13 protein-coding genes are annotated in these 14076 nt (G+C 70.9%); 8 read left to right on the top strand and 5 right to left on the bottom strand.

Going from position 1 to position 14076, the window contains the following annotated elements:
• Positions 1-31 precede the first annotated feature (31 nt).
• The 3 genes from mntE to DGO_RS07775 all read left to right on the top strand — a co-directional run bounded on the left by mntE (position 32) and on the right by DGO_RS07775 (position 3616).
• Positions 32-946, top strand: a complete 915-nt coding sequence (gene mntE, locus DGO_RS07785; protein ID WP_050920727.1) for a manganese efflux transporter MntE — start codon at positions 32-34, stop codon at positions 944-946.
• 153 nt (positions 947-1099) lie between these two features.
• On the top strand, positions 1100-2851 hold the full coding sequence (locus tag DGO_RS07780) for a long-chain-fatty-acid--CoA ligase (protein ID WP_050920726.1): 1752 nt from the start codon (positions 1100-1102) through the stop codon (positions 2849-2851).
• A gap of 75 nt (positions 2852-2926) precedes the next feature.
• On the top strand, positions 2927-3616 hold the full coding sequence (locus DGO_RS07775; RefSeq protein WP_145975272.1) for a hypothetical protein: 690 nt from the start codon (positions 2927-2929) through the stop codon (positions 3614-3616).
• A 21-nt stretch (positions 3617-3637) separates the two neighbouring features.
• Here the strand turns inward: DGO_RS07775 and DGO_RS07770 are convergent, their stop codons facing one another.
• Complete coding sequence (locus DGO_RS07770; protein WP_014684940.1) at positions 3638-4516, bottom strand: Cof-type HAD-IIB family hydrolase; 879 nt, start codon at positions 4514-4516, stop codon at positions 3638-3640.
• A 105-nt stretch (positions 4517-4621) separates the two neighbouring features.
• Between DGO_RS07770 and DGO_RS07765 the strand changes: the two genes are divergently transcribed.
• Positions 4622-5107 (top strand): cupin domain-containing protein, encoded by a 486-nt coding sequence (locus tag DGO_RS07765; RefSeq protein ID WP_014684939.1) that lies wholly within the window; start codon positions 4622-4624, stop codon positions 5105-5107.
• 50 nt (positions 5108-5157) lie between these two features.
• Positions 5158-6504: an asparagine--tRNA ligase gene (gene asnS / locus DGO_RS07760; protein ID WP_043801579.1), complete on the top strand. Its 1347-nt coding sequence runs from the start codon at positions 5158-5160 to the stop codon at positions 6502-6504.
• Between the two features lie 346 nt (positions 6505-6850).
• On the opposite strand, the gene DGO_RS07755 is transcribed toward asnS, so the two are convergent.
• Positions 6851-7333 carry a MaoC family dehydratase gene (locus DGO_RS07755; RefSeq protein WP_014684936.1) on the bottom strand — a complete coding sequence of 161 codons (483 nt, stop codon included), beginning with the start codon at positions 7331-7333 and terminating at the stop codon, positions 6851-6853.
• The gene (locus DGO_RS07750) at positions 7330-8202 is read right to left on the bottom strand and encodes an HpcH/HpaI aldolase/citrate lyase family protein (RefSeq protein ID WP_043801575.1); all 873 of its coding nucleotides are present in this window, start codon (positions 8200-8202) and stop codon (positions 7330-7332) included. Before DGO_RS07750 ends, DGO_RS07755 begins: the two co-directional genes overlap by 4 nt.
• An 82-nt stretch (positions 8203-8284) precedes the next feature.
• On the opposite strand from DGO_RS07750, the gene DGO_RS07745 reads away from it, so the two are divergent.
• Both DGO_RS07745 and deoD read left to right on the top strand, forming a co-directional pair.
• A complete protein-coding gene (locus tag DGO_RS07745) occupies positions 8285-9010 on the top strand; it encodes a metallophosphoesterase family protein (protein WP_043801571.1) in 726 nt (241 codons plus the stop codon).
• Positions 9011-9048: 38 nt separating this feature from the next.
• Positions 9049-9768 carry a purine-nucleoside phosphorylase gene (gene deoD, locus DGO_RS07740; protein ID WP_014684933.1) on the top strand — a complete coding sequence of 240 codons (720 nt, stop codon included), beginning with the start codon at positions 9049-9051 and terminating at the stop codon, positions 9766-9768.
• 57 nt (positions 9769-9825) lie between these two features.
• Here the strand turns inward: deoD and DGO_RS07735 are convergent, their stop codons facing one another.
• Together DGO_RS07735 and DGO_RS07730 are read right to left on the bottom strand one after the other, a co-directional pair.
• Entirely contained in the window at positions 9826-11082 is a 1257-nt protein-coding gene (locus DGO_RS07735) for an RsmB/NOP family class I SAM-dependent RNA methyltransferase (RefSeq protein WP_083847247.1), read from the bottom strand.
• Positions 11083-11170: 88 nt separating this feature from the next.
• Positions 11171-12415, bottom strand: a complete 1245-nt coding sequence (locus DGO_RS07730) for an MFS transporter (protein ID WP_043801568.1) — start codon at positions 12413-12415, stop codon at positions 11171-11173.
• A 401-nt stretch (positions 12416-12816) separates the two neighbouring features.
• Here DGO_RS07730 and DGO_RS07725 point away from each other — a divergent pair, with 401 nt between their 5' ends.
• Positions 12817-14001: a sugar ABC transporter substrate-binding protein gene (locus DGO_RS07725; RefSeq protein WP_014684930.1), complete on the top strand. Its 1185-nt coding sequence runs from the start codon at positions 12817-12819 to the stop codon at positions 13999-14001.
• Positions 14002-14076 lie beyond the last annotated feature (75 nt).

The raw sequence follows: 14076 nt of genomic DNA, 5'->3' as shown, positions 1-14076 counted from the left end.
TCGCCTGACCTAACCCTGTTACGCTCGCCGGATGGTCGCGTCTCCTGCCCGTCCCTCCTCCGTCTCCCCCATCCGGCTCGCCGCGCTGGGGGTGGTGGTCGCGCTGGGGGTGCTGGGGCTGAAGTTCGTGGCCTACCGCATGACCGGCAGCGTGGCCCTGCTCTCGGACGCGCTGGAGAGCATCATCAACGTGGTGGCCTCGGGCGCGGCGCTGCTGGCGCTGTGGGTCGCGGCGCGCCCGGCCGACGCGAACCACCCCTACGGCCACACCAAGGCCGAGTACCTCAGCGCGGTGGCCGAGGGCGTGCTGATCGTGCTGGCGGCGGTGGGCATCCTGCGCATCGCGGTGCCGGACCTGTTCGCGCCGCGCCCGGTCGAGGCGGCGTGGGCCGGGCTGGGCGTCAACGTGCTGGCGAGCCTGATCAACGGGGCCTGGGCGGCCGTGCTGCTGCGCGCGGGCCGGCGCACCCGCAGCCCCGCGCTGCTGGCCGACGGGCAGCACATCCTGACCGACGTGGTCACCAGCATCGGCGTGGTGGTCGGGGTGGTGCTCGCGGTCCTGACCGGCTGGGCGGTCCTGGACCCCCTGCTGGCGATTCTGGTCGCGCTGAACATCCTGTGGAGCGGCTGGGGCCTGCTGAGCCGCAGTGTGGGCGGCCTGATGGACGCGGGCGTGGACAGCCCCACCGAGACGCGCATCCGCCAGGCCATGCGCGAACACGCCGAGGGCGCGCTGGAGATGCATGACCTGCGCACCCGGACTTCGGGCACCCTGACCTTCATCGACTTTCACCTCGTGGTGCCCGGCGAGATGTCGGTGCGCGAGGCCCACGCCATCTGCGACCGCCTCGAAGACGCCCTGCGCGCCGAACTGGACGAGGTGCAGGTCACCATCCACGTCGAGCCGCAGGACAAGGCCAAGCACCACGGCGTCCTCGTGCTGTAGGCGGGCGCGGCGGCCGGGCGCACTTTGGTTTGGACCGGGACTATGTTTATACTGGGTCCAACATCAACCTGAGCGCGCGACCTGCATGCAGATGCGGCCGCCCTGTGGGCCGCCCGGTCCGCCCGAGTGCCCGACCCAACGAGGACCCCCGTCATGACCTTTTCCTCTTCCTTTCCTGTCAGCGCCGCCCCCACCTCCCTGCCCGAGCTGCCGCGCCCGTGGCTGAGCCACTACGAGCTGGGCGTGCCGCGCGACTTCCGCCCCAGCGACCTGACCCTGCCGGAGCTGCTGGAACGCACGGCGGCGCGCGTTCCGGGGCGCACGGCCCTGAGTTTCCTGGGCGCGCAGACGAGCTACGCGGCGCTGTGGCGTGACGCGCGGCGGCTGGCGCTGGCGCTGCAGAAGATGGGCGTCAAGAAGGGCGACCGCGTGGCGATCATGCTGCCCAACTGCCCGCAGTTCGTGACCGCCTTCTACGGCACGCTGATCGCGGGGGCGGTCGCGGTGAACACCAGCCCGCTGTACGTGGCGCACGAACTCGAACAGCAGCTCGTGGACAGCGGCAGCGAGACGCTGATCCTGCTCGACAGCTTCTACCCGCGCTACGAGGAGATCCGGCAGCGCGTGCCGGTCAAGCGGGTCCTCGTGGCGGGTATCCAGGAGGCGCTGCCCTTTCCCAAGAGCGTGCTGTATCCCCTCAAGGCCCGACGTGAAGGCACCTGGACCGAGGTGGACTACGGCGACGCGGCGGTGCTGCCCTTCGCGGCGGCCGTGGCCTCGCAGCCGCCCGAGCCGCGCCCGGTAACGGTGTCGAGCGACGAGCCGGCGCTGCTCCAGTACACCGGGGGCACGACCGGGGTGCCCAAGGGCGCGGTGCTGACCCACGCCAACCTCATCGCCAACTGCGAGCAGTCGCGCGCGTGGATGAGCGACCTGCGCCCCGACCAGGAGATCACGCTGGCGGCCATTCCGTTTTTCCACGTGTACGGCATGACGGTCGGCATGAACCTGAGCGTCCTGACCGGCGCGACGATGGTGCTGGTCCCCAACGCCCGCGACATCCGCATGGTGCTGGGCCAGATCCAGACGAGCAGGGCGACGCTGTTTCCGGGCGTCCCCACGCTGTACAACGCCATCAACAACCACCCCGACACCCCGAACTACGACCTGAGCAGCGTGCGCGCGTGCATCAGCGGCAGCGCGCCCCTGCTGCACGAAACGGCCCGCCGGTTCCGCGAGATCACCAACGGGGCCAATCTGGTCGAGGGCTACGGCCTGACCGAGGCGAGCCCGGTCACGCACGTCAACCCGGTGCAGGGCGAGCAGGAGGACGGCAGCATCGGCCTGCCGCTGCCGGGCGTGGACGCGCTGGTGGTCGGCGAGGACGGCCAGCCGGTAGGTACCGGCGAGGTCGGCGAGCTGTGGGTCGCCGGCCCGATGGTGATGCAGGGCTACTGGCAGAAACCCGCCGAGACGGCCACCACCCTCAAGGAAGCCTTCGGGCGCACCTGGCTGCTGACCGGCGACATGGCGACGATGGACGAGCGCGGGTACTTCCGTATCGTGGACCGCAAGAAGGACCTGATCATCGCGGGCGGCCACAACATCTACCCCCGCGAGGTCGAGGAGGCGCTGATGTCGCACCCCGCCGTGCTGGAAGCCGCCGCCGTGGGCCTGCCCGACGCCTACCGGGGCGAGACGGTGCATGCGGTCGTGGCCCTCAAGCCCGGCGCGCAGGCGACCGAGGCCGAGATCATCGCCCACTGCCGCCAGCTCCTGAGCAGCTACAAGGCCCCGCGCAGCGTGGAATTCCGGGACGAGCTGCCCAAGAGCGCCGCCATGAAGATCCTGCGCCGCGAACTGGCGAAGGACGCCCGCGAGCGGCGCGGCGGCGCGGCAGGCTGAGGGCCTGCGGGAAAGGAAATCGGGCCGGCCCATCTGAAGCGGCCGGCGCCGGCCCGGTCTGTTAGCCTCAGCTCCGTGCTTTCTTCAGCCCGCTCCGCTCCGGCTCGCCTGGCGTTCTGGCTCGCGGTCTATTCGGCCCTCCTGCTGGCTGTCACGGTCGTCAACATGGCCGACGCCGGTCTGCCGCAAGTGCCCGCATTCCTCACGACGCTGCCGGAGCTCTGGGCGCTGTGGTGTATGCGCGACTGGGTCCTGACCGCGCCGGCCACGGCCGCCCTGACGCGGCGTACCCGGCAGGCCTGGCTGGTTTTCGGCTTCAGCCCGCTGCTGTGGCTGGCGCTCACCCTGCTCGGCCGCCTGCTGCCCGACTGGCCCGAGGAGTCCTTCCCGCTGCGCTTCAATGTCGTCACCATCCTCTTCCTGTTCGTGGTGACCTTCTATTTCGCGGCGGCGGTCCGGGACTGGATGACCGAGGGGGCGCAGTCCCCTGCCCCTTCTCCACGCCCCGCCCAGGCCAGACTGCTGAAGTGGCTGGGCGTACTCACAGGCCTTCAGAGCCTGATGATTCTGGCGGCGGCCCTGGGCGTGCTGGGAGTCCTCTTCACCCAGGAAGCAGGCAGCGCATCTTCACCGCTGGGACTGGCGGCCCTGATCCTCCAGGGACTGTTCATAGGGGTCGGCCTTCCCCTTCTGCTGGCCGCGCGGCGGGTCGTGCGTCAGGGGGACCCGCACCCCGAACCTTCCGGCCCACGGGAAGCGCTCTAGACGTCCCTCCGGCCCAGTCTTTCAGGCCAGGGCGAGCAGCGTGTTCAGGGCCTGGGCCACGCCGTCCTCACCGCAAGGGCCGGTCACGTCGGCGCAGGCGGCCAGCACGTCCGGGTGCGCGCCCCCCATGGCGACGGCGTGGCCCGCGAACCGCATCATCGAAAGGTCGTTGAGGCTGTCGCCTATCGCCACCACCCGTTCCGGGCCGAAGCCGTAGGCCGAAGCCAGCCGCGCGAGCGCCGCGCCCTTCTGGGCGTCCGGGTGCGAGAGTTCGAGGTTGTATGGACTCGACCGGGTCAGCCCCAGGTCGGAGCGGTCCCCCAACGTGCGGGCCAGCGCCTCCCGCTGCGCCGCGCCGAAGGTGAACACGAGGAGCTTGAGGGGCGGCGCGGCGCTCTCCCGCAGGGCCCGCGCCATGTCGCCGGTCGGGTACAGGCCCACCTGGGCAAAGTGGCGCTCGGCCACCTCCCAGCCCGCTTCCCGCTCGCCAGGGGGCAGGAGCTCGTCGCGCTCGCGGGCCAGCTGCGCGCGCGCGTCCGGGGTGACATATGTCGTCTCGGGCATATACAGCTCGGTATACAGGCCCTGCCCGGCCGTCCGTTCCAGCAGCTCCAGGGCCAGGGAACGGTCCAGCGGCACGGTGGCCTGCACCTCGCCCTGGGCGTCACAGGTCAGCGCCCCGTTGCAGGCGATGGCCGGACAGACCAGCCCCGTGCCGCGCCACAGCGCCCGCACGTCGGGCAACGAGCGCCCCGTGGCGATCACGACGAGGTGCCCCGCCGCCTGCGCCGCGCGCACCGCCGCCAGATTGCCCGGCGAGACGCGGTTGTCGTCGCCCAGCAGCGTTCCGTCGAGGTCGATGGCGATGAGGCGGGGCGCACGGTCGGCGAAGGCTCGCATGGACGCAGTGTAGGGCGCGCCCCGGGCCTGACCGCGCGCCCTTCGCCCAAGGTTTGACTTCGCCCCCTTTCATCTCGCCCGCGCGCCCGCCGGTAGCGTGACCCTATGCCCGACCTTCTGCCCGACCTCGCCCACCTGCGCGCCGCTGTCACTCCCGACGACCAGGCCTCGCCCTCGCTGCCCTACTACCACATGTGGACCGACACCGGGGGCGTCAGCCGCCTGAACACGGCCGTGATGGCGAACTTCGGGCAGAAGAGCGTGGGCGGCGGCGCAGCCCCGCAGTGGCTGCGGCCCTTTCCCGGCGAGGTCGAGGCGGTGTCCTTCGCCGTCCTGCCGGTCGGCTGGGTGGGCGAGTGGCACGAGAGCCCGAAGCCGCAGTGGGTCGTGCCCCTGTCGGGCCGCTGGTTTCTGGAGACGATGGACGGCCACCGCGCCGAGATGGGCCCCGGCGACCTCCACTTCGGGCAGGACCAGGAGACCCGGGGCGAGAAGGGCCACCGCTCGGGGCAGCTGGGCGACGAGCCGTGCGTGCAGCTCATCGTGCAGTTCAGGGTGTCGCCGGGAGCCGCGACGGCCGAGCCGTTCTGAGGGGCCGTCCGCCCGCAGTTTCTCCGCCCAGCACGTCTATACTGCCGGGGATGACTTCACAGCACAGCACCATTCGTGATCTCGCGGCGCATGTGGGCCAGAGCGTGACCCTGAGCGCCTGGCTGACCGACAAGAGCGGCAAGGGCAAGATCCAGTTCCTGAAACTGCGCGACGGCAGCGGCTTCGTGCAGGCGACCGTGTTCAAGGGCGACGTCAGCGAGGAGGTCTTCGAGGCCGCCAAGCGCCTGACGCAGGAGCAGGCCGTGACGGTGACCGGCGAGGTCCGCGCCGACGAGCGCGCGCCCGGCGGCGTGGAACTCAGCGTGCGCGAGCTGACGCCGGTCAGCGAGAACCACGCCGAGTACCCCATCACGCCCAAGGAGCACGGCATCGAGTTCCTGATGGACCACCGCCACCTGTGGCTGCGCCACCGCCGCCCCTGGGCGATCATGCGCGTGCGCGACTGCATCCAGCGCTCGGTCGTCGAGTTCTTCCACGGCGAGGGCTTCGTGCGCTTCGACAGCCCGTTCTTCACGCCGAACGCCGCCGAGGGCACGACCGAACTGTTCGAGATCGATCTGTTCGGCGAGGACAAGGCCTACCTGTCGCAGACCGGACAGCTGCACGCCGAGGCGGGCGCGCTGGCCTTCGGCAAGGTCTACACCTTCGGGCCGACCTTCCGCGCCGAGAAGTCCAAGACGCGGCGCCACCTGCTCGAATTCTGGATGATCGAGCCGGAGGTGGCCCCCAGCAACCATACCGAGAACATGGCCCTGCAGGAGCGCTTCGTGAGCTTCCTGGTGCGCCGCGTGCTGGAGCAGTGCGCGACCGAACTGGAGGTGCTGGGCCGCGACCTCGGCAAGCTGCGGGGCGCCGCCGAGGGCAACTACCCGCGCGTGACCTACACCGAGGCGCTGGACATCGTCCGCAAGCACATCGAGGAGGGCGACCTGCCCGACAACGTGCAGGCCGACGTGCAGCCCGTCGAGTGGGGCGACGACCTGGGGGCGCCGCATGAGACGATCCTGGGCCACCACTTCGACCGCCCCGTGATCATCGAGAAGTACCCGGCGGCCATCAAGGCCTTCTATATGCAGCCCGACCCCACCGATGCCCGCGTGGCGCTGTGCGACGACATGATCGCGCCCGAGGGCTACGGCGAGATCATCGGCGGCTCGGAGCGCATCCACGACTACGAGCTGCTGAAGGGCCGCATCGAGCACGAGGGCCTGCCCCTCGAAGCCTTCGACTGGTATCTCGACCTGCGCCGCATGGGCAGCGTGCCCCACGCCGGCTTCGGCATGGGTCTGGAGCGTGTGGTGGCCTGGATCACGGGCATCGACCACATCCGCGAGGCGATCCCCTTCCCCCGCATGCTGACGCGCATGAAACCGTAAGAGCAGCTTGTGGCCTATGGCGCGTAGCTTGTAGAAAAAGCACTCGCCTGTGGCACGGCCCCCTCCCGCAACCGGAGGGGGCCGTTCTACAGCCAGGGCAGGGCCACCCCACCCAGCTCACCGCCCAAGTCCCCCCGAAGGCCGTCGTGCGCGAAGCGCGCGGGCCATTCCAACGCCCTGTGTCCGGCCCCGAGCTGAGCCGTCACACCGCAAGACAGAGCACCTCCACCAGCGCCCGGAACGACTCTTGCCGAGCGCAGCGAAAGGCTCCCCCCTCCTACCGGGAGGGGGGCTGGGGGGAGGGCAAACGAGAACAGAACGCCTTCCAACCCGAACGCCCAACAACCTACCCCGCCGAAGCCTCCCGCTGACGCAGCAGCATGGTCCGCTTGCACCGCGCCACCAGCTCCCCGTGCTGGTTGAACCCCCGGTGCTCGACCGTCACCACCCCCTGCCCCGGCCGCGACCGGCTTTCGCGCGCCTCCACGACCTCGGATTCGGCACGCAGCGTGTCGCCGTGGAAGACCGGCTTCGGAAAGACCACGTCCGTCAGCCCCAGGTTGGCGACCAGCGTGCCCAGCGAGAGCTCGTGGACGCTCAGGCCGACGAGTAGGCTCAGGGTCATCATCGAGTTGAACAGCGGGCGGCCGAACTCGCTCGCGGCGGCGGCCTCGAAGTCGAGGTGCAGGGGCTGCGGATTCATGGTCAGGGTGGTGAACAGGATGTTGTCCGACTCGGTGACGGTGCGCCGCAGCCGGTGGCGGATGACCGTACCGATCGGCAGTTCCTCGAAGTAGCGGCCCTGGGGGCGGTCGAGGTCCTCGTTCACTCGCCTTCCCCCTGGGCCAGCAGCGCCCGAGCCGCCGCGAGCATCGGCTCGTCCACCATCTGGCCCTCGTAGGCGAAGGTGCCGCGTCCCTGCCCGGCCGCCTCGGCGGCGGCGGCCAGCAGGGCGTGGGCGCGCTCCCGCTCGGCCGGAGTCGCCCCGAATTCGCCGTGTGCCAGCGCGACCTGCGCCGGGTGGATGCACAGTTTGCCCGCATAGCCCAGGGCGCGACCCTGCCGGGCATCCTCGCGGAAGGCATCCTCGCCTTGCAGGCGCGTCACCACGATGTCCAGCGCCGGCACCCCCGCCAGCCGCGCGGCGAGCGCCACCCGCGAGCGGGCGTATAGCACCTCGGCATTGCCGGGGGTCCGCACGCCGCCCAGGTCGGTCACGTAGTCCTCGGCGCCGAAGTACACCCAGGCGACCGGCGGAACCATGACCTCGCGGGCGTTCCAGACGCCGGCCGCCGTTTCCAGGCCCGCCATGATCGGCAGGGTCAGGCCGCGCGAGGCGAGCGCCGTCATCACCCGCGTCACGTCGCCGGCCGACTCCAGCTTGGGCACGACCACCCCGGCGAGTTCGGGCGTCAGGACCGCGAGGTCGTCGTCGAAGTAGGGCGAGGCGACCGCGTTCACCCGCACGAGCACCGCGAGGTGCGGCGCGGCGGCCACGAGGTCGCGCGCGGCGTCGCGGGCGATGGAGCGGGCGGCGGCCTTGGCCTCGGGCGTGGCGGGCACGGCGTCTTCGAGGTCGATGACCACCGCGTCGGGCGCGGAACGCGGCAGCTTGGCGATCAGGTCGGCGCGGTTGCCCGGCGCGAACAATACGCTGCGGGGGCGCGCGGGGGCCGGGGCGGAGGGCGGCCGGGTCATCTCCGCCCCCGGCACGAACGAACGGTTGTGGGCACGGCCCCAGGATAGCGGGGCAACCCCGGGGGCGGCCTATGCTGGGGCCATGCGACTCGCCGTCTTCGGGGACATCCACGGCAACCTGCCTGCGCTGCGGGCCGTGCTGGAGGACCTTCAGGCCCAGGGCGCCGACGAGCGGCTGTGCCTGGGCGACGTGGTGACGGGCGGCCCCTGGCCCGGCGAGTGCCTGCGCGAGGTCGCAGCGCTGGGCTGCCCGGTCGTGCGCGGCAACGCCGACCGCGAACTGCTGGGGCTGCCCGTGCCCTTCCGCGACCGGGGCTTTCCCGACGAGCGCGAGCTGTACGACCAGGAACGCTGGTCGGCCGCGCGGGTGACGGCGGCGGGGCGCGGGATCGTGGCGGGGTTTCTGGACACGGCCACCTTCCCCGACCTCCTCGCCTTTCACGGCAGTCCCGAGCGCGACGACGAGGTGCTGGAGGCCCAGACACCCGAAGGGCGGCTCGCGGAGCTGCGCGCGGCCTTCGGGACCGCCCCCGTATGGATCGGGGGACACACGCACAGACCGCTGCTGCGCACGCTGGAGGGCTGGACCCTGCTGAACCCCGGCAGCGTGGGCCTGCCCTTCGAGAAGCGCGGCGGGGTCTACATGAACCCGGCCCGCGCCGAGTACCTGCTGCTTGACCGCGTGCCCGGCGGCTGGCAGCCCACCTTCAGGCGGGTGCCTTACGCCGTAGAGGAAATCCGCCAGGGCTTCCGGACTTCGGGAATCCCGCACGCCGAGTGGGCGGCGGCCGGCTGGGTGCCGGGCTGAACCGCCCCATTCAGGAAGGATGCTCTAGACTTCTGCGCGTGAGTGTCCACCTGAACGCCAAACCCGGCGAGATCGCCGAAACCGTCCTGCTGCCCGGCGACCCGCTGCGTGCCCAGCACATCGCCGAGACCTTCTTCGAGAACCCCGTGCAGCACAACTCCGTGCGCGGCATGCTGGGCTTTACCGGCACCTACAAGGGCCAGCGCGTGAGCGTGCAGGGCACCGGCATGGGCATCGCCAGCTCGATGATCTACGTCCACGAGCTCATCAAGGACTACGGCTGCAAGAACCTGATCCGCGTGGGTACGGCCGGCAGCTACCAGGAAGGCGTGCACGTGCGCGACCTCGTGCTGGCGCAGGCGGCCTGCACCGACAGCAACATCAACCGCATCCGCTTCGGCGAGCGGACGTTCGCGCCCATCGCCGACTTCGAGCTGCTGCTGCGCGCCTACCAGATCGCCAAGGAGCGGGGCTTCACCTCGCACGTCGGCAACATCATGAGCAGCGACACCTTCTACACCGACGACAGCGAGGAATTCAAGCGCTGGGCCGACTTCGGCGTGCTGGCGGTCGAGATGGAGGCGGCGGGTCTGTACACCCTGGCCGCCAAGTTCGGCGTACGCGCCCTGACCATCCTGACCATCAGCGACCACCTCGTCACGCACGAGGTCACGTCGGCCGAGGAGCGCCAGCTCACCTTCAACGGCATGATCGAGGTGGCCCTCGACGCCGCGCTGGGGCTGGACGACAAGAGCTGAGCGGGACAAGGCGGGGGCGGGCAGTGATCGGCTGCCCGCCCCCGCCCTTATTTCCTGCTATTTCCTGCGCAGCCGGGCGATGAAAAAGCCGTCCACGCCGTCTACCGGCACGGTCAGCAGGCCGTCGCCCGCCGGGACGTGCGGCACCTCGATGTCGGGCACGGCCTCGGCGGCGAAGTCGGGGTGGGCCGCCAGAAAGTCGGCCACGACCTCCGGCCCCTCCTGCGGCGTCACCGAGCACACCGAGTAGACCAGTACCCCGCCCGGCGCGACCAGGGCGGCGGCGTTGGGCAGCATGCGGGCCTGGAGCGCGGCCATCTCGGTCACGGCCTCCGGGGTCAGGCGCAGCTTGATCTCGGGGTGCGCGCGCAGGGTGCCGCTGCCGGTGCAGGGCGCGTCCAGCAGCACGAAGTCGGCAGGCGCGGTGTCCAGCGGTGTGGTGAGGTCGTGGGTCAGGAAGTCGGCCTTCAGGTGCAGACGCTTCAGGTTGACGCGGGCCGCGTCGTGCTTGCGCGCCAGCAGGTCCACACTCGTCACGGCCGCGCCGCGCGTGGCGAGCATGGCCGCCTTCACGCCCGCGCCGCCCGCGAGGTCCAGCACCCGCGCGCCCGAAACGTCGCCCAGCGCGTCCACGCAGGCGAGGCTGGCGGGATTGATGGGCTGGGCCTGCCCCTGGGCGAAGGCGGCCGTCTCCCGCAGGGGGCGGTCGAGCTCGACCCGGTCCACGCCCTGGACCCCCGGCCGCACGAGGCTGCCCTCGTCCTCCAGTGCCCGCGCGCCCGCGTCCGAGAGGCTGAGCCACAGCGGCTGCGGCTCCAGCAGACTCGCCGCCACCGCGCCCGCCTGATCGCCGTAGGCCCCGGCGTACACGTCGGCCAGCCACGCGGGCAGCTCGCCGGCCACCTCGCCGGCCGGCCGTTCGACACGGCGCAGCACGGCGTTCACCAGGGCGGGCGGGGCCAGACGGGCGGCGCGCGCGAGGTTCACGTACTCGCTGGCCACCGCGTGGGCCGGGGTCCCCAGGTACAGCTTCTCGAAGGCCCCGGCCAGCAGCACCGCCCGTGCCTTGGGGTGGGTCTCGCCGCGCAGCATGGGCGTCAGGGCCGCGTCCAGGCTGGGCACGTGACGCAGCGTGCCGTACACGATGTGGGTCGCCAGCCCCGAGTCGCGCCCCGGCAGCCGGGCGGACTTCAGGGCCGCGTCCAGGGCCGGGGCCGCGAAGGTCTCGCCGGCCAGCACGCGCAGCAGGACCCTCACCGCGATTTCGCGGGCAGGGTTGAAAGGACCAGGGGGACGGAGAACGGCTTGACTCACCGGGGCAGCATACGGGGTCCGGGGTCACGCAAAGCCGCCCCCACTCCCAGTCGGGGGCGGGGGCGGGGCGGGTGCTCGCCCGGAAGCGTCAGGCGTGCGGCGCAGGAGCCACCGGCTGCACCTGCGGGCGGGCGATCAGGGTCCAGACGAGCAGGCCCAGCAGTACGCCGCCGCTGAGCAGATAGGGCGCGCCGTGCCCCACCGACCCGTACAGCCCGGTGCCCAGGAGCGGCCCGGTCATGCGGCCCAGGGCCAGGGCGCTGCTGTTCAGGCCCGCGACGGCGCCCTGCTGGTCGTCGCCCACGCTCAGGCTCAGGGCGGCGCTCAGGCTCGGGCTCAGGATGGCGCTGCCCACCCCGATCACGGCCAGGGCCAGGGTAATGGGCCAGTAGGCGGTCATGTGCGGCAGCAGCAACATGCCGGCGGCCATGACGCTCAGGCCCAGGGCGATCAGCGGGGCGGGAGGCAGCTTCTTGCTCAGCGGGCGGATGGCCCCGCCCTGCACGAGCGCCGCCACCACCCCGAACACGGCCAGCATCCCGCCCACCGTGCGCGCCGTCTGGGCGGGCGTGAGGTTCAGGGTGTCCTGCACGTAGAACCCGATGGTCTGCTCCATGCCCACGCTCGCCAGGGTCGAGAGCGCACTCACCGCCAGGAACAGCAGGATCGGCCCCCGGCCCAGCAGTTGCCGGCGGCTGGCCGGAGCGGTGGCCGCGGCCCCCGGCTGCCGGGTTTCGGGCAGCGTGCGCCACGCGACGAGGGCGGTGAGCAGGCCCAGACCCGCGCTGAAGAAGATGGGGGCCGTGAGGCCCAACGTGCTCAGGAGCGCGCCGATGCCGGGCCCGAAGACCACGCCCAGCCCGAAGGCCGCGCCGATGAGGCCCAGGCTCGCCGCGCGCCCCTCCTTGTCGCTGAGGTCGGCCATCATGGCCTGGGCCGTGGGCAGCGTGGCGCTGGACAGCACGCCGCCGACCACCCGGGACAGCACGAGCAGGCCGAACAGCGCCCCGCCCGCCAGCGCGCCCTGCGTGCCCAGATACGCCAGCAGGCCGAACAGCCCGAAGCTGAGCGAGAACCCCACCAGCCCCAGCAGCAGCACCGGCCGGCGGCCCACGCGCTCGCTGCGCGCGCCCCAGATGGGCGCGAAGATGAACTGCATCAGGCTGTAGGCCGTCGAGAACCAGCCGGCCTGCGTTTCGCTCAGGCCCAGTTGCCGCGCGAGGGGGGCGATGATCGGAAACAGCACGCTCAGCCCCAGCATGGCGATGAAGATGGTGAAAAAGAGCGTGACCTTGGTGCGGCCCACGCTCCCTTTCCGCGAAGAATCGGTCATGACGGAAAGTATACACCGGTCCCTGACCGATCGGTCAGGACAAAACGGCCGCCAGCACCCACAGCTGCCCCGCACAGCCTGAGCAGCCGTTGCACCCGGTTCAGAAGGGTGTGGAAAGACCGAGCAGGGGCCAGGAAAACGATTGCATGACCTGACGACCTGCTCTTGTCTGACACGGGGAAGACAGGATATACTCTGGCCTGCACCACCTCTATTGTCGGCCCTGCCCGGACTGCCGGTTCACCCGCCCAGTCGGCGCGCCCACGTCTGCCGTGACGTTCGCGCGCAAAGTCTTTCCTGTTTCGCTGGAAGCGGTTCCTTTTTCCGGACCGCACCCGCGCCGCCGCCCTCGCCGGGCTGGCCGGGCCGGTCCAGCAACCAATGCCGTTCTCAGGAGTGCCATGAAAAAAGCTTTGACGATCCTCTCGCTCGCCCTGCTGGGTACCCAGGCCAGCGCCGCCAACATCACCGTCTGGAGCCACTTCGGCACCACGGAGCTGACCTGGCTGCGTGACCAGGCCGCCGCCTTCGACAAGAAGACCGGCAACAAGACCACCATCGTGACGGTCCCCTTCGACCAGATTCCCGACAAGCTCATCCAGAGCGCGTCGCGCGGTCAGGGCCCCGACGTGATCGTGACGCTGCCCCAGGACCGCCTCGGCCAGCTCGCGGCGGCGGGCGTCATCGAGCCGATGGACAAGTACGTGACCAGCAAGTCCGACCTCGACAAGACGGCGCTGCAGGCCATGACCTACCAGGGCAAGCTCTTCGGCATCCCGATGTTCGCCGAGTCGGTCGCGCTGGTGTACAACAAGAAGCTCGTGGCCCAGGCGCCCACCACCTGGAACGCCTTCCTGAGCGCCGCGCAGAAGAACACCGGCAACGGCACCTTCGGCTACCTCGCCGACCTGGGCAACGCGTACATGAACTACGGCGTCATCAGCGCCTACGGCGGCTACGTGTTCAAGAACAACGGCGGCACGCTGAACACCAAGGACGTGGGCCTCGCCAACGCGGGCGCCGACAAGGCCAGCGCCTTCCTGAACGACCTGCGCTACAAGTACAATCTCGTGCCCGAGGGCGTGGACGGCGCGGCGGCCAAGAGTGCGTTCACCGACGGGCGCCTGGCGATGTTCCTCACCGGTCCCTGGGACATGGGCGACATCAAGAAGGCCGGCATCAACTACGGCATCGTGTCCTTCCCCACGCCTCCCGGCGCGACCGGCAAGTGGAGCCCCTTCGTGGGCGTGCAGGGCACCATGCTCAACGCCTACAGCAAGAACAAGGCGGCCGCCGCCCTGTTCGCCAAGCAGATCAGCACGGCCGACGCGCAGATCGCCTTCAACAAGGCGGGCGGGCGCATTCCGGTGAGCCTCGCGGCGCGCACCAAACTCAAGGCCGACCCGGTGGTCGCCGGCTTCGGCAAGAGCATCAGCGCCGGGACGCCCATGCCCAACGTGCCCCAGATGGGCGCGGTGTGGGGTCCCTGGAGCAACGCCATCGCCCAGAGCGTGCAGAAGGCGAACCAGAACTACGCCCAGATCCTGGACAAGGCCGTCCAGGAGATCAACGGCAACATCAAGTAAGGGGCCTCGGCCACCGGGCGGACAGGACACGGTTCGCCTGTCCGCCCTTCACGTTGCTGGCCCCGCCCGGGCGTC

Source organism: Deinococcus gobiensis I-0 (assembly GCF_000252445.1).
GTDB lineage: Bacteria > Deinococcota > Deinococci > Deinococcales > Deinococcaceae > Deinococcus > Deinococcus gobiensis.
Note: the sequence above shows the minus strand (reverse complement) of the source record. Positions and strands in the feature narration are given on the sequence as shown.